This window comes from Prevotella sp. P2-180 (genome assembly GCF_002251435.1).
In the GTDB taxonomy this organism is placed as follows: Bacteria; Bacteroidota; Bacteroidia; order Bacteroidales; family Bacteroidaceae; genus Prevotella.
On sequence record NZ_NPJI01000076.1, the window covers coordinates 56591 to 75546 of the forward strand.

Here is an 18956-nt window from a genome sequence, read left to right on the forward strand (position 1 = left end):
AACTTTGCAGCGTTGAGATACAGAAATATGGATACGAACCTGAATATTGAACTAAAACTAAAGATTGTCATAACAGCGTTTTTCGTTGTTATGATGATGTTTTTTTCGCCATATAAAATAGCTGCTCAAGACAATCCTTACAAGATAGACAACGACCTCTACAACCTTTACCAAAAAGCTTACAACGCCAAAAAAGACAAGAGCGGACTAACATTTGCCGACTCCCTATACAGCCTCGCTAAGAAAAGGAACAACGGAAAAGCAGCTTGTCTATCACTCTCCATCACCGCGGCATACTATCGGTCACATAACGACGTGAAAAACTTTGAGCATACTGTCGAAATGCTTAAGAACGAGGCAAAGAATGCCAGACTGAACACCTACTACTATTACGCCTATTCGATTCTATCTGTTTATTACCTCAACACCCACCGCACGATAAAGGCATTGCAGGTAATAAAGGAAATGGGCGACCAGGCTTATGCCGAAAACGACCACTATGGATTATATACATACCACAAGTTGCGGGGCAACCTTTACTATGTGTACGGCGACTATGTGAAGGCTACCGAATGCTATCAACAAGCTATCAACATCCATCATAATCATGCAGAGAAACTATACTGCTCAAACTTATATATAGACCTCGCACAGTGTCTTGACAAGCTTACAAGACGCAATGAGGCCATCGACCTGATAAAAAAGGGACTCGAAAATACTGTTAACCCTTACGCTAAATCTGCAATGTATTTCCGACTCTGCAAACTTCTCTTTTGGGACAAGAAATACGATGAATACAGGAAGACATTCGCCGAGGCGGAAAAACAGTTCAACAAAGGCTTTGACAAAGAGGACATTCTGAACCTAAGGGTGATGAGAGCCCTTGTGGACAACGACACCGAAAAGGCTCTCAAATTGGCAGGGCAACACAAAACAAAGGCTTATAAGGACGAGGCGATGAGAGACATCTACGTCGCTACAGGACAATTCGACAAGGCTTACCCTATATACATGGAAAGGGCTTGCGAAGTGGAATGGGCCGTAAGACGCAACAGTGCGGAATATAACCTTGCAGAATATGACGCATGGCTTGAAACCAACGAACTGCAACTCTCCAAGGCAACACTGGAGTATGAACTCGCAAAGCAGAGAATAACCAAGGCCGAAGAGGAAAACGAGATACAGTTACAGATGCAGGAAAACATGGCAATGAAACTGGCCAACGACTCAAATGCCATTGCCAAGATGAGAACCGACAGTCTTTTGCGTTCGGCAGAGACAGAAATGCATGAGGCCGAGATGGTGAGACTTGCCGCGGAAAACAAGCAGAACAAACTGATAATGTATTCTGCCGCCATTTTCTTCTTCATCATAATAGTATATGCGGCATTTGTCAGAAAGAGAAACAAATTTGCCATTGACATGCTCGAGGGGAAACAGGCCCAACTCGCCTCTGCACTCAACAAGGCACAAGAGGCGGAAAGAGTGAAGACCGCTTTTGTCGACTCCTTCGGACACAAGGTGACTGAACCCATGAACAAGGTGTTGGAAATATCCAAAAGCCTTATTGACGCCAAGGAAGCACTCAACGCCAAGGATAAGGATAGACTATGTGGTGAAATGACCACTACTGCAGAGTCTCTTACAACTATGCTCAATGGATTGCTGAAAAACGCATTGGACGACAGCGTGCGACATACAGCAAAGACCATTTTACTGACGCTGACACTTGTATCGTCGTTCTTGCCGGCATTTGGCTATAGTATAGAGAAAGAGACAAGAGACGCTCTTGAAAAAGGGCATACACTCACAGCCTTGAGAATGGTGATGCAGGAAAAGAAAGAGGCATCGGCTGTGAATGACAAAAGAAGATTGTTTGTGGCATGTCGTATGGCTGGCAACGTGTTTCTGCAAAGACATTATTATAAAAGGGCACAGGATGAATATGAAGAGGCGGCAGCTTTATTGCTAAGCGGAGCGACATACGACATTGACCCGACATTGTTGTTTGTTAACCTGGCTCGCATTTGCCGCATGCATAAGGAATATGGCAATGCCAGGAAATACTTAGACAATGCTGAGGCTTTCGACATGCGAAGGCAACATAAGCAGGCCATCGGCAGGGAAAAGGCTAAACTGGACTTCGAGACTTTAGGAAAGGACATTCCAAAAGAATTATTCGCTGTCATGACTCCGGCTGAACGACTCAGGCATGAGGAGATAAGCTATGTTAAACAGGGAAAATGGGAAGATGCTTGCAGGGTGTTTCAAGAAGAAGTGGTGATGCACAGAAGAAACATTGAGGATATTTTAAAAAACGACAGGCGGGAAATGAGTGAGATTGCGGGAAACAGAAAACTCGAATCGGAAAACATGAGAATGAAAACCGCATCGTCAAACATGCTTGCAGAACAGGTGAGCCGTGAAGCGGAACTCGCAAAGTCGTTACTTACCAAACAACAGCTCGTGACCGAAAGCAACACTTTACTGCTCAACAAGATGAAAGCTGAGGCAAGGCTGGGCAACACTAAAGCAGCAAGAGACAGAAAGGTTATGGAGATGCATCGCCAGCAAACAAAACTGAACCGATGGGGAGCCATAACCACGGCCGTTCTCCTGGCTTTTGTCGTCATTATCATCATGTCTTATTTCTATCATTCTAATATACACAAGAAGAAACTGCGCGCAAAAAATATTGAATTGGACAGGGCGCTGAAAGAGGTGGAACGGTCGGAAAAGACAAAGACGATGTTCATACAAAACATGAGCCATGAAATAAGAACACCGCTAAACGCCATAGTGGGATTCACACAACTGATATCGGCACAGGGTGACGAACTCTCGGAAAAGGAAAAGATGGAATTTGTGAACATTGTAAAAAATAATTCAGAATTGCTGCAACATCTCGTACACGATGTCACTTCCCTGTCAGAACTGGGCAGTGGTCAATATGTGGCAAATCTGGCCAACCATGAGCTGAACAAACTCTGCCAACAAGCGTTAGAGACAGTGAGACACAAGGCCCACCCCGACGTGCCGCTTGTTTTCGATACCAACGTTGATGATGACTTCATGATATGTACAGATGCCCATAGGGTGCTGGAAGTTCTTATCAACTTCCTGACTAACGCAATAAAATATACAGAACAAGGGAGCATCACCCTCCAGTGCCAAAACAACGATGCTGAAGGAAAGGTGATTTTGGCGGTGGCCGACACTGGAGTGGGAATACCCGAAGGAAAACATGCTGAGATATTTGAACGTTTCGCAAAGCTCGACTCCTTCCATCAGGGCACAGGACTCGGATTGCATATTTGCACCGTAATAGCAAAAATGCTGAATGGAGAAGTGGGCATCGACCCTGACTACAAAAAAGGGGCAAGATTCTATCTGAAATTACCAACTTATAGACATTCGTAAAATAACACATATTTATACAAAAGACATTGCTTATGAAAAGATTAAAAGCTTTAGTGATTACGGCATTTGCACTGCTTTCCACAGCTTCTTATGCCGACAACGACACTAATGGGAAACAAATGAAAATTAAGGCGAACGACAAGGACATCTGTGTTGCCTTCTTCTCGCCCGACATCGTAAGAGTGACCAAAACACCTGAAGGCTCTACTGCCAAAGGCAAAAAAAGCGAGGTGGTTACAATGGTTCCAAAAGACGATTTCAACGTGGACATCCAGTCTGGCACGTCATCCATACGTATGAAATCAAAAGACCTTGTAGTGACTGTCGACCGCCGCACAGGACTCGTCTCCTTCGCGTCGACCAGCGGAAAACAACTGCTGAAAGAAAAGGACATAAACTTTGAAATGCGCAACGAGGGAAGCGACAAGGGAAGATATGTAGTGACTCACTCATATCTCTTGGACAAAGACGAGGCTATATACGGACTGGGCACAGTGCAGGACGGGAAACTCAACCGGCGCGGACTGACAAAGACCATTGAACAGTCAAACCTTGAAGACTTCCAAAACGTCATCCAGTCGGTCAAGGGCTGGGGCATATACTGGGACAACTATAGCCGTGCCCATTTTGAGGACAATGCACAGGCAATGACTTTCCGCGCAGAGGTGGGCGACCAAGCCGACTACTATTTCATGTATGGCAAGACTGCAGATGGCGTCAACCGCTGCATGCGCCAGCTCTCTGGCGACGTGCCGATGTTCCCTCTATGGACATACGGATTCTGGCAGTGCCGCGAACGCTACAAGTCACAACAGGAACTGCTCGAAGTCGTTGACAAATACAGAAAGCTGCAAGTACCTCTCGACGGCATCATTCAGGACTGGCAGTATTGGGGCAGCAACTATACATGGAATGCCATGGACTTCATAGCTGAGTCATTCCCCAACGGAAAGCAGATGATAGACAGTGTGCACAAACAAAACGCCCATATCATGATTTCCATCTGGGCTAGTTTCGGACCTCAGACCCAACAGTATGCAAAACTAAAGGAGAAGGGACTGCTCTACGACTTCGAGACATGGCCACAGAGCGGTCTGTCACACATCTGGCCTCCACGCATGGACTATCCTTCAGGAGTGAAAGTCTACGATGCCTTCAGCCCCGTGGCTCGACAGATTTATTGGGATCACCTGAAGCGTCTGTTCGACTATGGAATAGACGCATGGTGGATGGACTCCACCGACCCGGACTTCTTTAACGCTACAAAAGAAAACTATGAGCAGAAAGGAGCCATGGGTTCATGGCGAAGCGTGAGAAACCTCTTCCCGTTAGCCACCGTAAAGGGTATATACGAGAAGCAGCGCAAAGCGTCTGAAGAAAAACGTGTGTTTATCATGACACGTTCGGCCTTTGCAGGACAGCAGCACTACGGTTCGGGATTGTGGTCGGGCGACGTGGCTTCAACATGGGACATGCTCCGCAAGCAGGTGCCCGCAGGACTTAACTACACCATGACCGGTTGTCCAAACTTCAATACCGACATTGGCGGATTCTTCTGCGGTTCATACAACACCCGTGGCACTGGCTCCGCCCCACTCAACAAGCAGTACCAGGAACTCTATGTGCGCTGGATGCAGTATGGACTGTTCTGTCCGGTGTTCCGCAGCCACGGTGCCGACGCCCCGAGGGAGATCTACCAGTTTGGCAAGAAGGGAGAACCTGTTTACGACGCCATAGAAAAGACCATACGCCTGCGCTATCGTCTTATACCTTATTTATATAGCACAGCATGGCAGGTCACATCTGCAGGCGAGAGCTATCTGCGTGCCCTTCACTACGACTTCGCTTCCGACCGCCGCACGTGGGACATGGCCGACGAGTTTATGTTTGGCCGCTCCATTCTCGCCACTCCGGTGCTCCACGCTCAATATACCGAGGAGAAAATATTCAAGGAAGACGCAATGAGCGGTTGGGAGAAGAAGGAATTAAAAGATGAAAAAATTAAAGAATTAAAGTGCGATTTCACTTCCGGGAAGACAGTTACAAAATACTTGCCGAAGGGTGCCGACTGGTTTGACTTCAACACTGAGAAGCGTTACCGTGGCGGACGCGATGTCACCGTTGCCACTCGTCTCGACCTCACTACCATGTTTGTAAAGGCTGGCTCTATCCTGCCTCTCGCTCCTGTGATGCAATATGCCACAGAGAAGAAGTGGGACAACCTCGACATTGTAGTATATCCAGGCTCTGATGCCTCTTTCACCCTGTACGAGGACGAGGGCGACAACTACAACTATGAGCGTGGCGCTTACACTACCATCGTAATGAAATGGAACGACCGCAAGCGCACCCTCACTGTAGAATCGCGCAAAGGCCAATTCCCCGGCATGCTTCAAGGCCGTAAGTTTAACGTTCGTGTGGCTGGAACAGAGGCAGTGAAAACCATCGACTACAACGGCACTTCTGTTTCGGTGACGATGTAGCGAGTCCTGCCTCGTCAGCCGAGAATGCAAATGAGCCCTGCAAGTGTGAATTGCAGGGCTCATTGTTTTTATCGGTTATGCGTCGAAGAAGGTCATGCCGCCATCGAGTGTAGGGCGGGCAACTCCCGGATATTCAGAACAGAACTCGTCTTTCAGACGTCCTAAATAGCGGCGGGCTTCCCATTTTGCCATTGGCAGGTCGTGCATGAGGTAGTTGCCACAAGTGGCGGCAGTGGTGCCTGGCACTACGTCATCATACTCGCTCACAAAGGTGAATGCCTCAATCATCAGTTGGCGAATCTCTTCGCAGGTATATGCTCCACGCACAATGAGGTAGTTGCCGGTCAAACACCCCATCGGTCCCCAGTAGATGATGTTTTGCTTCCATCCCTCTCTGTTGCGAAGGTAGGTTGCCACAAGGTGTTCAATAGTGTGAAGTGCTGCGCAGTTCACGGCGGGCTCATGGTTGGGGGCTGTCATGCGAATGTCGTAAGTGGTGAAGCAGGAGTCGCCAAAGGCGTCCTGACGGGAGATGTAGATCCCAGGCTTAAGGTCTGTATGGTCTACTTGAAAACTTGCTATTACTTCCATCTTTTTCTTTTATTTATTTGCTAATACTTTACTCTCGATATTAATTTTGAGAAGACTATTATGACTATGGCGGAGAAAGATATCGCTTAGCCTATCACATACTTGCTTCCCGGAATCAGAGAGAGCACCTTGATATCTCCTCCAATTATCCACTCGGAAACGAACGGGAGGAAGAACAGATGCATAAGATACATGCCAAAAGTGAGTTGGGCGATACTGGTAATCCAACGCGGTGCCGACGTGATACAGGTGAACAGCAGACAAGCCACCACGCGGATATAATCCACAAATGCAATACGATTTTTCATCCAATATTAATACTCTTATAAATTTGGGCGCAAAATTACTAAAAAAATCCGATAATACCATAAAAATATGATGCTTTAAATACTAAATTTGTTGCATAATTTTGTCTTTGCCTTAATAAGGTTTGCTCTGCTTTAACAAAGAATCGGCTCTTCACACTCTATGCTTTGTGCATATGCTTCTTTCATCATATCCTCCTCTTTGTTTAAGAGTTGTATAATTCCAGTTGCTTGAGTGTGTCACTTCCTTCGCTCCATGTCCATTACAGACACTTCAACATTACTGTCCTGCCACCTCTATGCCGCATGCCGCAATGCCATAGACAGGTTATTGCATTGCTTGTCGCCAGAACTGTCCGACACTGACTTTTGACATGACTTGAATCAAGATTAACGCAACGTTTCCGACTGCAGCAGCTTGCAGAGGGTTTGATGCCTGTGCCTGCACACCGACACCGAGAGACCTTCTCTCATCTCATTGGCAGCTACGGCTACATCTTATATGGAAGGTAGACAACCCTTTATATATAGATGTGCGCCTCGTGGCACACGGACTGGTCAGTGTCCTGCCTCCTCATTTTTTGTAACATTTGAGATTATTTTTTTTTGACTATTCCTGCGGGACAGTGACCTGTCCCCTGTACTTGATTAATGCAGTAAATCTTTTATTCATAATTTCTTCCCGACACATTTTTTCAGCCACGTGGTCGGGTGTTGGCAGTGGGTTAATATTAATAATGCGGTCTTACATAAAGCAAAGACCCTACAGCGGCGGGTATCAAAACCTGTCACTGTGATTCCAAGAGGGTTTATGCCGAAATGAATAATGACGGGGAAAAAATTGGAAAAAGGGAGATGAGGGGAAACAAAAATCCCGCAGGGCACGGGCCTTGCGGGACGAGAGGTATGTGGAAGAAATGTATTATTCTTCAATCCAGTTTTCAATCGTAATTCCTTCTACCCGATTGAAATGCTTTGCATTATTCGTTACCATAATCATATTATTGACAATTGACGTGCAAGCAATTATCAGATCAAAATCCATGATACTCAAACCACGTTGTCTGAGTCTGAATCTTTCTTTTGCATAAAGTGGAATAGCGTCAGAAAAGGGAATAACGTTGACTTGTGAAAGGAAATCTTCAAGCATCTCTCTGTTTTCTTCGTATCTTCCACTGCAATGGTTGCCATATTCAAGTTCTGCCACGGTCACATCTGATATGTATATCTGATGAGGTGACAAGTTTTTTATATGGTTATACACTTTTCGATTGTTCCTAAAGAGGAAAATTACGATGTCAGTATCCAATAAATATCTTTTCATAATGATATTTCATCGTTAGATGTTCGGGCATTATGAATATCGGCGATGATTTCATCAGTAGAACGGTTGTCCTGCCATTTGCCTGCGAACTGGTCAACCCATGATTCTTTCTTTGCAAATGAAGACTTGACTTTTTTCCATCCCATTTTATTGGCTATGGCAATGAAAAAATCAATGTCATAGTCAGGAATTGCATATCTGGTTTCATTATCAATTATAGCTGTCGTCATATTGTAATATTATTAATGTTTTCGGGGACAAAGATAGTGCAAAATTTCCATTCCACCAAATGTTTGGCGGATTTTCTCGTCATTTTTCGGCATGTAAGTATTTCAAGCGGGACAGGGGACAAAGCGGGACAGGGGACAGGTCAGTGTCTTCCTCATCAATAATATTATAACATTTGAGATTATTTTTTTGACTATTTCTGCGGAACAGTGACCTGTCCGTGTACTTGCTAGTGTTTTCATGGTCAAGTTTTTCAGTACAAAGTAAACTTTTTAGGCTCTTCTGCAATTTAGTTGAAAAGAATTCACTTGATGAACGCATACTATTAGTTTCTGTAGTTCTGTGAGGATTCTTTTATCTATAGAGACAGATTCATAGAAGTAAGTTCATTTATTCAAATTTAATCAAAAAACATCAACACTTCAATTTAGTTTAATTAACTGATACAGAATATATTATAATATAAAAATATTAGGATATTTGACATATTTTTTGTACCTTTACATCGCCAAACATAAAGTAATAAATTATGCCAAAATATCCTAATGAATGCAAAGTTACAACAAAAAAATCAGAATCATGCAAGGCAAATGAAATAAATTTGCTCTGCAATGAAGGAATCCCTCAACTCTATCTCTCATCTGAGCTAATCATTCACGAGGTTGTTCATGACTGCAACGTATTTCACCTATACGCATCATCTTCCTTGGGTTATGGCGTCTGTCCTTATTGCGGGCATGTCAGCAGTCAGGTACACAGCAGGTATTCCAGGACGATATATGACTTGTCCATTCTTGGTGAGCGGGTAGTCCTACATCTTGATGTTCGCAAGTTCTTCTGCCACAACGACGATTGCTGCAGGAAGACCTTTGCCGAGCAGCCCGGAGACGAGGTGTTCCGCTATCGCAGGCGTACCTGTCGATGCGAGAGGGTTGTCGCCCGTCATGGTATATCCGTATCATCCAATTCTGCCTGTCGTCTACTTTCCGACATTGGTATATGTGTCAGTTCATCCACTATCTTGCTTCCTATAGAATTTTCAAAACATATTTAGTTAATAAAATTTAATATGGCACATATTGTTACATTTCGTTTCTTAGACTTCGCAGATTCTCGTGATTCTCCTCATAATCCATATCATGGGTAACCAGTGACATGGCAAGATGCAGAAGCTTGTTCTTAGCATTATTGAGTGCAATTGAGTGGGTTTTCCCTTCTCTTATTTTGCGTTCATAGTAGTCATGGTAGATACCACCCTTTGCTATAGTATGCAATGCAGCTTGCGTAAGATATGATTTGAGCATCGAGCTTGACAGGTTTCGTACATCTACACGTTTGTCAACTGAGGTTCCAGACCTGGATCTGAAGGATGCTACACCCCAATATGTAGCCATTTTCCGCGATGTCCTGAATGCCTTGAAGTTGTTTGTATAGACAATCAGGGCGGTGATATTCACGATGCCAAGTCCCTTTACAGAGTCAAGGTGGTCATAGCTCTTCTGCAAAGCTTCATCTTCTTTCATTAGCTCACGGATTTTTTCTTCGCATACCTTAATGCTCTTTTCAAGCTGACGGACACTCTTCTTTGCATCTCTAAGAATAAATGTCAGAGTCTTACTCTTGCCAGCCGTGGCTTCGAGTTCCTTGATTCTTACAAGTTTTGAGGTCTTCTCCTGCTCCAGCTTATGCCTGTAGAGGAATAAGGCCCTAATCTCAAGGATGCGGTTGTCAGGAGACTCATACAAGTGCATCTTGTCCATATGATGCGCTGCATACTCCGCAATCATCAACGAGTCAGCCTTGTCGTCCTTGCCCCTACGCACTCCACTGCTCATGAGAATCTGGAGGGCACTCTCACGCCAGATATCAAGCCCTTTGGAGTATATATAATCGCACAGGGCTCGATCATATGCACCTGTCGTCTCACAGATGAAGAGAAACTCTTCCTGTAACACGTCAGACATAAGTTTCTTTGCCCAAGACAACATACTTCTAAAGCCTTTAGGACAGTTCTCAAAGACAAAATAGTCCAACTTGGCCACCTCAAGGAGGCCTTTCCCTACAAAAATTGCAGTTGCATCGCATTTTTCTTTTGAAACATCGATGCCGATAATGATTTTTTTCATAACTTTGCACTGATTTTATATCAGGAAGCGATTAACTGTAAAAGGAAAGCTGTTTGTGACTATCACTTTAATTAGGCTTCGAGCCTACCTTCCTATTTGGCATTTGCAGCTTGAAATCCAGAGGGCCTGCAGCAAGTTATAGACTTTGCGTCTGGCGCAACTTCAAGGTTGACCTCTGGCGGTTAATCCTTCTTTTTACAACAAAGGTAAGAAAAAACTGTATATCTAAGCATATTTTTTTCTTTTTTTTGACTTTATCGAACGTTAAATATTTTAAGAGTCGTGGATACTCTATTATTCACGCTGCAAAATTAAAGCGTGACATACACAGGATGCATCCCTCAAGCTATGAGGATGTCGAGGAGATTGGCGTTGACGACTGGGCTTGGCGAAAGGGTGTCACCTACGGAAGTATCATCATTGACTATACAAACGGCTGGCCGATAGACCTTCTCGGTGACAGGGGGACAGAGAGTTTCCGTGAGTGGATTGAACGACATGAAAAGGTACATACTGTCAGCCGTGACAGATCAACTGACTATAGCTCAGCCATTGCATCTACCGAGCGCCAGATTACTGAGGTCGCTGATAAATTCCATCTCGTGAAAAACATCACGGACCGGATGACAAAACTCGTTGCCGAGAATTACGCAGACTACAGGCAGGCCGTAAGGAGTAATGAGGAAGGTCCTGTCAAGACAACAGAATCAACAAGTGCCCCGTTAGTCACAAAGCGTCCTTCCACAAGGCCAGACTCAAGGGATGTTGTGTTCAAGGAGGTGAAAGAACTACAGCAAAAAGGCTTCAAACCTACGACAATAGCCAAGAAACTTGGAATCGCAAGGCAGACTGCCACAAAATACCACAATATGGATTCGCTGCCTGAGAGGAACAGCAAGCTGCGGAATGAGTATTACAAATATGACGCATACGTCGAGCAGGAGGCTGCAAATGGCAAGCCTCTCAGTGCCATACATCAAGAGATATGCCAAATGGGATTTTCAGGTAGCTTAACCCCATTCTATGACCACTACAAATATCTCTCTGACGGACATAGAGGTTACAGGCCCAAGAATTGGAAACCGGATTCAAAGAAGGAAAAGCCGAAGGACAATAGGTCAGAACTGCTCCCGGTAAAAAGTATCGCATCCGTTATCGACATGGCACTCAAGGGAAAGAAGATGGACAAGTCGCAACAGATGACTTTTGACACGCTGATGTCCCTTGGATGGTTCTCTGAGATGTATGAGGCATTGAAAAGTTTCTGCAAAGTTATCAAGGGCTGTGAAACGGTGGAACTCGTCAGATGGATGAAAAGGTATTGGAACACCACCATATCATCATTGAAGACATTTATTATAGGCATCAAAAGAGATTTCCAAGCTGTAAGGAACACTATCAGACTCAATATTACCAACGGCATTACAGAGGGATTTGTCAACAAGCTGAAAGTAATGAAAAGGAGCATGTATGGTAAAGCTGGACTCGAATTGCTAAAGAATAAACTCGTGATAGAACACATCCTTTTCAACTAAATTGCAGAAGAGCCACCTTATTCAGGAAAAGACACAGTGTCCGTCAAAAGAAACAAACAGAAAACAGAAAACAGTTTGGTTTTTAGAGGGGTATGTATTTTCCAAAATTATATTATTATATATTATATATATATATTATATAATAAAATTTTTTCAGAGAAAAAGGGTAGTTCAAAAACCTTACTGTTTTCTGTTTTCTGTTTGTTGTAAGGTTGAACAAACAGAAAACAGAAAACAGTTAGATTTTTAAAACATAACATTCCTCATGTTGTATCAGTAGGAGAAATTTTGTTGGTAAATTGATGCGCAATTGCGAGTCAGTAGGAAAAATTGTATAAAGGAAAGTGTATGTTAAATAAACATAATGCACGAAAATTAATCATGCAATTTATTGCATGATTAAAAATTTTGTAGTATCTTTGCAGCGTGTTAGAAAAATTTATTGTTTAATTTAAAAATTAGAGTGTTATGACAATTAAAGTAAAAGCGCAAGAGCGTAAGCTCATGGTCGGCCCTAAGGCTGGTAAGTATGTCTACCAGATGGCCGCAGAAAAGTATTCATCTCTCTCTGAGAGCAAGATGATTGAGGAGGCTTCTCTTCGATCGGGTATCCAAAAGGGTGCTCTCCAAGCCGCGTTCTCTGCTTGCGGCGACGTGATTAAGGCTTGGGCTACTGAGGGCCATTCGGTGCCGGTGCCGGGACTTGGAACAATGCGATTCGGTCTGAACGCAAAGAGTGTGGAGGACGTGAACATGGTGGCGTCGAGCCTCATCACCACCCGAAAGATTATCTTCGTGCCTTCTATCGACGTGAAGAAGGAACTGATGACCACTGCAGTGAGCATCACCTGCTACGACCGCAACGGAAAGGTGGTGAAGCGCGTTAACTCCAGTGACTCTGGCGAGATAGAGGACCCTGAGAATCCGAGTGGAGGTGAGGATGCCGGTGCCGGCGGAAGCGGCGGCGGTGGCGACGACCTCGGACAGTAAACTTTAAAAGGTAAAACCTTAAAGATTAAAAGGTAAACCTTAAAGAAGTGGTAATTCCCTACGAAGGGTATTATTTAAACCAAAGAGATAAAGAGGGAAAGAGTTTTAACCTCTATCATTATACAAATACTCTTAAACTCTTAAACTCTTTGGTAAAAAAAAGAAAACCCTCTTCCCCACCCTCCAAAATTATTAACTTTAAAAATTTACGATTATGAGTACAACTAATAAAACGAATACTTGGAAGCTGATTCTTCAGCTGATTGTGGCCGCACTGTCGGCAATAGCTACTACTCTCGGAGTGACAAGCTGCATGGGTGCCAATGTGTACTTCTAAATTTCTCTGCTGTTGCAATAATATAAAACGGGTATTAACTATTTTGCATAGTTAACACCCGTCATTATTTAGTAAATTTTGGGCGTATTAGGGCTTTATGAAACAAAATCTATATTATATGGAACATTTTTAGGGAGGTTTACGGAATATTTTGTGTAATTTTGCACTCTGGAAACGTATCTGTTTTATTGACTAAGAACAATTAACGATTTCAAGTTATCTACATGCGAACTCAAATTATAAAAAAATTATGAAAAAAAACTTTATCATTTTACTATTGGCATTTATCTCTGTTAATGCAATGGCTCAAAAGCCACAAACGATGAACATGCCTCTTGTACAGACAAAGTACACCGCCGACCCTGCACCTTATGTACATGGTGACACCATCTATCTTTACACAACCCACGATGAAGACGATGCAGAAGGGTTTAAGATGAAGGACTGGCTTTTATATACATCCACCGACATGGTCAACTGGCAGGACCACGGAGCGGTGGCTTCATTAAAAGACTTCCCTTGGTATAAGGGTGATAACGGGGCATGGGCTGAATGTGTAGTAGAGCGCAACGGCAAATGGTATATGTATTGTCCCATTCACGGCAATGGCATCGGTGTGCTCGTGGCCGACTCGCCATTCGGTCCGTTCAAAGACCCTATCGGGAAGCCTCTGGTATGGCGCACCGAACACTGGAGTGACATCGACCCTTCGGTGTGGATTGACAACGATGGAAGGGCATACATGTATTGGGGCAATCCGCACACCTATTGCGTGGAACTCAACGAGGACATGATATCCACCAAGGGAGATATTATGACAATGGACAAGATAGAAGACTACCAAGAGGGACCATGGATATGGAAGCGCGGCGACTGGTATTATCTTGCCTTCGCCTCCACATGCTGCCCCGAAGGAATAGGCTACGCCATGAGCAAGTCGCCAACAGGTCCATGGGAACACAAGGGACACATAATGGACCACACGCCGAGGACGCGAGGCAATCACCCTGGAATAATCGAGTTTAAGGGCAAGTGGTATTGCTTTGGTCTTACCTACGACCTGTTCCGACTTGAGTCGTCACGTCATGCAGAACGCAGATGTTGTATGGCTGCGGAAATGACATATAACGCAGACGGAACGATAAAGGAATTGCCATATTTCCAGGACTGCAAACTCGAGCAGGTGGGAACATTCAATCCATACCGTCGTGTTGAAGCAGAAACCATGGCATGGGGATATGGCCTGAAGACCACTCGCGAAAATCCTTCCGGTCCGTGGAATCCCACGCTCTTCGTCACCGATATCGATGACGGCGAATATATCCTGGTAAAAGGTGTTGACTTCGGCAAGGGCGCAAATGAACTCTTGGCGAGCTGTTCATCACAGATGTTTGGCGGCAGGATGGAGATTCGCCTCGACGCTACCGACGGATGGAAGGCCGGCGAAATAGACATACCAAACACCAAGTTCAAGTATGAGACATTCCGTACACGACTGACAAAGTGCGAGGGTGTGCATGATGTTTATTTCGTGTTCAAAAGCAATTCAATGCAAAAGAAGAATCTCTTCAACTTCGATTGGTGGGAAGCAAAAAAAGTCAAGGAAATATAATCGTGAGATAAAAGTGAATGTCGTCAAATATATTCCGGCAAACCATAGTTGGGAATGATGCACTTCATTCTCTTCTACTGAAGTTCTTGAATATTCGGGATGCAAATATTCCGACAAGGGCTCCTACAACCATAAAGAGGATGATGAGCATAGTCATGATGGCATTGTAGGCAAAGATGTTGAGATAGTGTTCAGACGGTGTTTCGGAAGAATTAAACTGCAAGTAGCTGACGAGAGCCTGGATTGTGCCGTATGCGTACATTCCAGGTATCATCGGCAATAGGGCAGGAAATGCCAAAACCTCGTAGGGACAACGATAATGGCGTGAGGCAAACGATGATATGATGCCTATGCAGATGCTTCCGGCAAAACCGGCAAGAATGATGTTGATATGAAAGGATGAATTCATCATGGCAAAGCGGGTTGCATGACCTATGGCAGCGATGAGTCCGCACCAAGGCAGCAAACTGCGCGGGGTGTTGTTGATGCTTCCAAAACCTATTGCCGCCATACAGGCAAAGAGTCCATCGGTGAATAGTGTTGTTATTTCCATTGTATATTTAATGTGAGTAATGCAAGACAAAGGCCTAACGAAAGACAGATGGTGGTTATGACAGCATCTGTCATCCTGCTTTGCGACACGACATAGTGGCCGTTGGTCATGTCGCTAATAGCATTAATAAATCTTATTCCCGGTACGAGCCACAACACAGATGTTCCCAAGGCTGTCTGTGGAGTGCTTCCAAAATCAAAGATGAAACACGACGATCCGACAATGGCGGATATATATGCTGCCACAATGGTTGTGAATCTTATGTCCCAATGCCTTTCAAGCATATAGTTCTTATATACATTGCCGATGACAGTGGCGGCAAACACCACTCCCATAGCATACCAGTCGCCATCAAACAGTCGGCAGAATGAGAGATTGGCCAATGCCGTAAGCAGAATGACAATCCATTTGTTCAGGCGTGGTGTCGAGGTGATGATTCTCATCTGTTCGCAAGCTGTCTCAAGGGGAATGTCGAGAAATGACAGACGGCTCAACTCTGTGACAGTCTGCAGGTTTATACCGTTTTTATGGGTATGTCCTACAAGACTGTAATTATGCCTGTGACTTGTGTCCCATACTGTCAGTAATATGCGCGAGGGGAGTAGCGACAGGTCGGAGATTATATCATAGCGTTTGGATATGCGTTCCACACAATGCTCTATACGCGAAGTGGTGGCACCGGCAGACAACATGGCCGTGGCATACTCCTCTATAAACTTGCATACATTCTTTATTCTTGTATGCTCGTCAGCTGGTATGGCAGATGGTTCAGTAGTCATATTCGTCATCATAATCATATATTTTGTTGTCACCATACGAGATGATGTGTAATCGCTTGTTTGTTTTCCAAGCCTTAACCAAGATTTTGATGGCCGGCTTCAGAAGCACCGTTCCCAATGCAAGCGCCCATACGAGCCATGCGCATTGACTTGCTGCAGTTTCATCAATAATGTATTCCATAATTCTCTATTACTTAATGTTTTTTTTCGGGTGCAAAATTACTGCATATATTAATAAGCAGGAAGATTTGTCTATTGATTGTTTCGATAATGGCTATCTATAGGTATTAATAATCATAATCGATAATATTATCGAAAATAATTATAGCAGACTATTGTGCGTATGATTTATTTGTTGTACTTTTGCAGCGTTTTTTATAAATGATACGATTAGAATGGAATTAAGGCAACTTAAATACTTTGTAAACGTGGCTGAGACGAATAGTTTCAGTGAGGCTTCACGATTGCTCAACATCACGCAAAGCACACTGTCGCAGCAGATAAAACAGTTGGAGAATGAGTTGGGAGTAATGCTCTTTGAGCGTTCTTCCCATCGTGTATGTCTTACAGATGTTGGGGAGGCATTCCTTCCCGAGGCCAAACGCACACTGCATGCCGCGGATGTATGTATAGACAGGATGAACGATATCAAAGGCTTGAAGGCAGGCTGTCTTAACATCGGTTCTACCTTTTCCTTTATTCCGCTGCTCAAGGATACGGTGTTGCTTTTTATGAAAGAATATCCAGACATTAAACTTAATATTCATTGTCATGATATGGAGACCTTGATACGCATGGTGAAAGACCGTGAACTTGATGTGGCATTGAGTTATAAACCTACAAGCATAAGTCCTGAGATAGAGTCGCACATATTGTTTGACAATCAGTTGGCTGTCGTGGTTTCCGAGCATCATCCCTTAGCAGGCACGGAAAAGGTTAAGTTTGCCGACCTCAAGAGCTTCCCATTTGTAATGCCAGCCAAAGGGCTTCAGGCCCGCAATGCTTTTGATCTTCTGACAAGAGGCTCGGAAAGCCAGTTTAATGTAAGGTTGGAAATTAATGAAGTGAATGTCATCATCGACCTTGTCAGGTCGTCGAAGTTTCTTGTTACTGTTATCAGCCAGGCAGCGGTAAGTCATATTCCTGGCATCAAGGTCATTACCCTCGACCATCAAAACACGCAGATGGAAGGTTCGTTTCATATCCTCAAAGACAGTTATACCAAGCGCAGTACGAAGGAATTCCTCAAGATGCTTTGCGAAAACAAATCCTATAACATCGCATTGCTTGACATGCTGTAAAAATCGTTGGTAAAATAGTTCATGTGGAAGCCTATTTATATCTCCTAATGCGCTGAGCTACAGTACTTTCTTAAAAATAACGAATTCAAAGCGGTACAAATTTTGAACAAGGAATTATCTCTGTTGGCGTATATTGCTGATATACACAGAGGTTAATAATTCGGCGGCCATTTTAGCAATAATATCATCCTAATATGAATAGAAAAGGTGTAATTTCTTAAAAATCACTAAAAATGATGCCTTCAAATTGTAAAAACTTGGCGTATTTGAAATAAATGAGTAACTTTGCATACAAAGTTACATCAGCCGCGCCATGCCACACGGTATTTGTTCGGACTAAAAGGAAGAGATTTACTTATGTCAAAGCAGGTAATGGACAAGATAGAGTATCTTGTGTTGTTGGTGGCGGAGTTCGCTGCTCACAACAGGGTGTCGGAAGCGAAAGCTTACCGATACCTCAACCAGTATGGCGCTTTGGCACTTTGCGACAAGCATTACAACGTGATGCACACGCTATCTGTAGAAGAGAACATCCAGACCTTGCGGGAATACTGCCAAAGGAGGGGCGGAAACCTATGAAACTCTATCATGGCTCAACTGTTGACATCCCTCATGTTGACTTAGCGAAGTCTAAGCCCAACAAGGATTTTGGCATGGCTTTCTATCTATCGGATGACGAGCAGCAGGCATTGGAGATGGCACAGTTCCGTGCAGAATTTGAGGAGACTACTCCCATCGTCAATGTGTATGAGTTTGACGAGGCTCTTTTTGAGAAGTTTCAAATCAAGCGGTTTGAGGATTATACTGAAGAGTGGGCCCACTTCGTCTATGACCATCGAACGGAACCCAACGGCAGGACTCTACATGATTACGACATCGTGTATGGCCCGATAGCAAACGACCGAATAGGTGCCCAGATTACACGTTACAAACAAGGTTACATTTCCTTTGAGGAATTTCTGAAGCGCATTCAGTATATCAAGGGCATCACATTCCAGTATGCTTTCTGTACACAGAGAGCCATAGACAAACTGATAAAGCAAACAAGCAGATGAAGGTATCACAGGCAGAATTTCAGAACATGAAAGAGGAGATAGTCAAAGACCTTATCTCCCGACTGATGGACGAACGTGGTCTTTCTATGGAGCAGGCCTTTGATGTCGTCTATACCTCACATTTGTTTGAAAAATTGAATGATCCGAAGACTGGACTTTTCTTTCAGTCCTCTGGCTATGTATATAGTTATCTGGAAGAAGAACTGCAACCTACATAAATGGTAATGCGAGATATGAATATGTGTGGAGTACATACGGAGAGCGAACCGCTATGGCAATAGATACAATTATACAAGACGGGCGAGGATGGGAAACAA

At 44.0% G+C, this 18956-nt stretch carries 19 protein-coding genes; 11 read left to right on the forward strand and 8 right to left on the reverse strand.

The annotated features are described in order from the left end of the window. The first annotated feature begins 27 nt into the window (after positions 1-27). Together CIK98_RS10960 and CIK98_RS10965 are read left to right on the forward strand one after the other, a co-directional pair. On the forward strand, positions 28-3420 hold the full coding sequence (locus CIK98_RS10960) for an ATP-binding protein (RefSeq protein WP_094384276.1): 3393 nt from the start codon (positions 28-30) through the stop codon (positions 3418-3420). A gap of 32 nt (positions 3421-3452) precedes the next feature. Further along, positions 3453-5903 (forward strand): TIM-barrel domain-containing protein, encoded by a 2451-nt coding sequence (locus CIK98_RS10965; RefSeq protein ID WP_094384277.1) that lies wholly within the window; start codon positions 3453-3455, stop codon positions 5901-5903. Between the two features lie 75 nt (positions 5904-5978). Here the strand turns inward: CIK98_RS10965 and CIK98_RS10970 are convergent, their stop codons facing one another. The 4 genes from CIK98_RS10970 to CIK98_RS10985 all read right to left on the reverse strand — a co-directional run bounded on the left by CIK98_RS10970 (position 5979) and on the right by CIK98_RS10985 (position 8353). Continuing rightward, the gene (locus CIK98_RS10970) at positions 5979-6494 is read right to left on the reverse strand and encodes an S-ribosylhomocysteine lyase (protein WP_094384278.1); all 516 of its coding nucleotides are present in this window, start codon (positions 6492-6494) and stop codon (positions 5979-5981) included. A gap of 86 nt (positions 6495-6580) precedes the next feature. Further along, entirely contained in the window at positions 6581-6802 is a 222-nt protein-coding gene (locus tag CIK98_RS10975; protein ID WP_094384279.1) for a hypothetical protein, read from the reverse strand. Positions 6803-7721: 919 nt separating this feature from the next. After that, positions 7722-8123: a type II toxin-antitoxin system VapC family toxin gene (locus CIK98_RS10980; RefSeq protein WP_094384280.1), complete on the reverse strand. Its 402-nt coding sequence runs from the start codon at positions 8121-8123 to the stop codon at positions 7722-7724. Next, entirely contained in the window at positions 8120-8353 is a 234-nt protein-coding gene (locus CIK98_RS10985; RefSeq protein ID WP_094384281.1) for a hypothetical protein, read from the reverse strand. Before CIK98_RS10985 ends, CIK98_RS10980 begins: the two co-directional genes overlap by 4 nt. A gap of 599 nt (positions 8354-8952) precedes the next feature. Here CIK98_RS10985 and CIK98_RS10990 point away from each other — a divergent pair. Then, positions 8953-9405 (forward strand): transposase family protein, encoded by a 453-nt coding sequence (locus tag CIK98_RS10990; protein ID WP_172409911.1) that lies wholly within the window; start codon positions 8953-8955, stop codon positions 9403-9405. Between the two features lie 28 nt (positions 9406-9433). Here CIK98_RS10990 and CIK98_RS10995 read toward each other — a convergent pair whose 3' ends face one another. After that, a complete protein-coding gene (locus CIK98_RS10995) occupies positions 9434-10477 on the reverse strand; it encodes a transposase (RefSeq protein ID WP_094384283.1) in 1044 nt (347 codons plus the stop codon). A 332-nt stretch (positions 10478-10809) separates the two neighbouring features. Between CIK98_RS10995 and CIK98_RS11000 the strand changes: the two genes are divergently transcribed. From CIK98_RS11000 to CIK98_RS11015, 4 genes are all read left to right on the forward strand, one after another. Then, a complete protein-coding gene (locus CIK98_RS11000; protein WP_094384284.1) occupies positions 10810-12012 on the forward strand; it encodes a transposase in 1203 nt (400 codons plus the stop codon). Between the two features lie 468 nt (positions 12013-12480). Continuing rightward, the gene (locus CIK98_RS11010) at positions 12481-13002 is read left to right on the forward strand and encodes a DNA-binding protein (protein ID WP_094384286.1); all 522 of its coding nucleotides are present in this window, start codon (positions 12481-12483) and stop codon (positions 13000-13002) included. 214 nt (positions 13003-13216) lie between these two features. Then, positions 13217-13339: a smalltalk protein gene (locus CIK98_RS18205; RefSeq protein ID WP_172409793.1), complete on the forward strand. Its 123-nt coding sequence runs from the start codon at positions 13217-13219 to the stop codon at positions 13337-13339. A gap of 250 nt (positions 13340-13589) precedes the next feature. Then, a complete protein-coding gene (locus tag CIK98_RS11015; protein WP_371683263.1) occupies positions 13590-14951 on the forward strand; it encodes a glycoside hydrolase family 43 protein in 1362 nt (453 codons plus the stop codon). A gap of 64 nt (positions 14952-15015) precedes the next feature. Here CIK98_RS11015 and CIK98_RS11020 read toward each other — a convergent pair whose 3' ends face one another. The 3 genes from CIK98_RS11020 to CIK98_RS11030 are packed head-to-tail and all read right to left on the reverse strand — an operon-like array spanning position 15016 to position 16464. After that, positions 15016-15504 (reverse strand): threonine/serine exporter family protein, encoded by a 489-nt coding sequence (locus CIK98_RS11020; RefSeq protein ID WP_094384287.1) that lies wholly within the window; start codon positions 15502-15504, stop codon positions 15016-15018. After that, positions 15495-16295, reverse strand: coding sequence for a threonine/serine exporter ThrE family protein (locus CIK98_RS11025; RefSeq protein ID WP_172409912.1), 801 nt, complete (start codon positions 16293-16295; stop codon positions 15495-15497). The genes CIK98_RS11020 and CIK98_RS11025 overlap by 10 nt, the downstream gene beginning before the upstream one ends. Further along, entirely contained in the window at positions 16273-16464 is a 192-nt protein-coding gene (locus CIK98_RS11030) for a hypothetical protein (protein ID WP_094384289.1), read from the reverse strand. The genes CIK98_RS11025 and CIK98_RS11030 overlap by 23 nt, the downstream gene beginning before the upstream one ends. Before the next feature lie 214 nt (positions 16465-16678). On the opposite strand from CIK98_RS11030, the gene CIK98_RS11035 reads away from it, so the two are divergent. The 4 genes from CIK98_RS11035 to CIK98_RS11050 all read left to right on the forward strand — a co-directional run bounded on the left by CIK98_RS11035 (position 16679) and on the right by CIK98_RS11050 (position 18857). Beyond that, the gene (locus CIK98_RS11035; protein ID WP_094384290.1) at positions 16679-17584 is read left to right on the forward strand and encodes a LysR family transcriptional regulator; all 906 of its coding nucleotides are present in this window, start codon (positions 16679-16681) and stop codon (positions 17582-17584) included. A 357-nt stretch (positions 17585-17941) separates the two neighbouring features. Then, on the forward strand, positions 17942-18163 hold the full coding sequence (locus tag CIK98_RS11040) for a DUF3791 domain-containing protein (RefSeq protein WP_094384291.1): 222 nt from the start codon (positions 17942-17944) through the stop codon (positions 18161-18163). Beyond that, positions 18160-18639 carry a DUF3990 domain-containing protein gene (locus tag CIK98_RS11045; protein ID WP_094382256.1) on the forward strand — a complete coding sequence of 160 codons (480 nt, stop codon included), beginning with the start codon at positions 18160-18162 and terminating at the stop codon, positions 18637-18639. The genes CIK98_RS11040 and CIK98_RS11045 overlap by 4 nt, the downstream gene beginning before the upstream one ends. Beyond that, the gene (locus CIK98_RS11050) at positions 18636-18857 is read left to right on the forward strand and encodes a hypothetical protein (RefSeq protein WP_253249702.1); all 222 of its coding nucleotides are present in this window, start codon (positions 18636-18638) and stop codon (positions 18855-18857) included. Before CIK98_RS11045 ends, CIK98_RS11050 begins: the two co-directional genes overlap by 4 nt. The last annotated feature ends 99 nt before the right edge of the window (positions 18858-18956 follow it).

Excerpts from the sequence above, each read along its gene's own strand:
- CIK98_RS10960 (WP_094384276.1), top strand. The coding sequence starts at position 28 with ATGGATACGAACCTGAATATTGAACTAAAACTAAAGATTGTCATAACA.
- CIK98_RS10965 (WP_094384277.1), top strand. The coding sequence starts at position 3,453 with ATGAAAAGATTAAAAGCTTTAGTGATTACGGCATTTGCACTGCTTTCC.
- CIK98_RS10970 (WP_094384278.1), bottom strand. The coding sequence starts at position 6,494 with ATGGAAGTAATAGCAAGTTTTCAAGTAGACCATACAGACCTTAAGCCT.
- CIK98_RS10975 (WP_094384279.1), bottom strand. The coding sequence starts at position 6,802 with ATGAAAAATCGTATTGCATTTGTGGATTATATCCGCGTGGTGGCTTGT.
- CIK98_RS10980 (WP_094384280.1), bottom strand. The coding sequence starts at position 8,123 with ATGAAAAGATATTTATTGGATACTGACATCGTAATTTTCCTCTTTAGG.
- CIK98_RS10985 (WP_094384281.1), bottom strand. The coding sequence starts at position 8,353 with ATGACGACAGCTATAATTGATAATGAAACCAGATATGCAATTCCTGAC.
- CIK98_RS10995 (WP_094384283.1), bottom strand. The coding sequence starts at position 10,477 with ATGAAAAAAATCATTATCGGCATCGATGTTTCAAAAGAAAAATGCGAT.
- CIK98_RS11000 (WP_094384284.1), top strand. The coding sequence starts at position 10,810 with ATGCATCCCTCAAGCTATGAGGATGTCGAGGAGATTGGCGTTGACGAC.
- CIK98_RS11010 (WP_094384286.1), top strand. The coding sequence starts at position 12,481 with ATGACAATTAAAGTAAAAGCGCAAGAGCGTAAGCTCATGGTCGGCCCT.
- CIK98_RS18205 (WP_172409793.1), top strand. The coding sequence starts at position 13,217 with ATGAGTACAACTAATAAAACGAATACTTGGAAGCTGATTCTTCAGCTG.
- CIK98_RS11015 (WP_371683263.1), top strand. The coding sequence starts at position 13,590 with ATGAAAAAAAACTTTATCATTTTACTATTGGCATTTATCTCTGTTAAT.
- CIK98_RS11020 (WP_094384287.1), bottom strand. The coding sequence starts at position 15,504 with ATGGAAATAACAACACTATTCACCGATGGACTCTTTGCCTGTATGGCG.
- CIK98_RS11025 (WP_172409912.1), bottom strand. The coding sequence starts at position 16,295 with ATGATGACGAATATGACTACTGAACCATCTGCCATACCAGCTGACGAG.
- CIK98_RS11030 (WP_094384289.1), bottom strand. The coding sequence starts at position 16,464 with ATGGAATACATTATTGATGAAACTGCAGCAAGTCAATGCGCATGGCTC.
- CIK98_RS11035 (WP_094384290.1), top strand. The coding sequence starts at position 16,679 with ATGGAATTAAGGCAACTTAAATACTTTGTAAACGTGGCTGAGACGAAT.
- CIK98_RS11040 (WP_094384291.1), top strand. The coding sequence starts at position 17,942 with ATGTCAAAGCAGGTAATGGACAAGATAGAGTATCTTGTGTTGTTGGTG.
- CIK98_RS11045 (WP_094382256.1), top strand. The coding sequence starts at position 18,160 with ATGAAACTCTATCATGGCTCAACTGTTGACATCCCTCATGTTGACTTA.
- CIK98_RS11050 (WP_253249702.1), top strand. The coding sequence starts at position 18,636 with ATGAAGGTATCACAGGCAGAATTTCAGAACATGAAAGAGGAGATAGTC.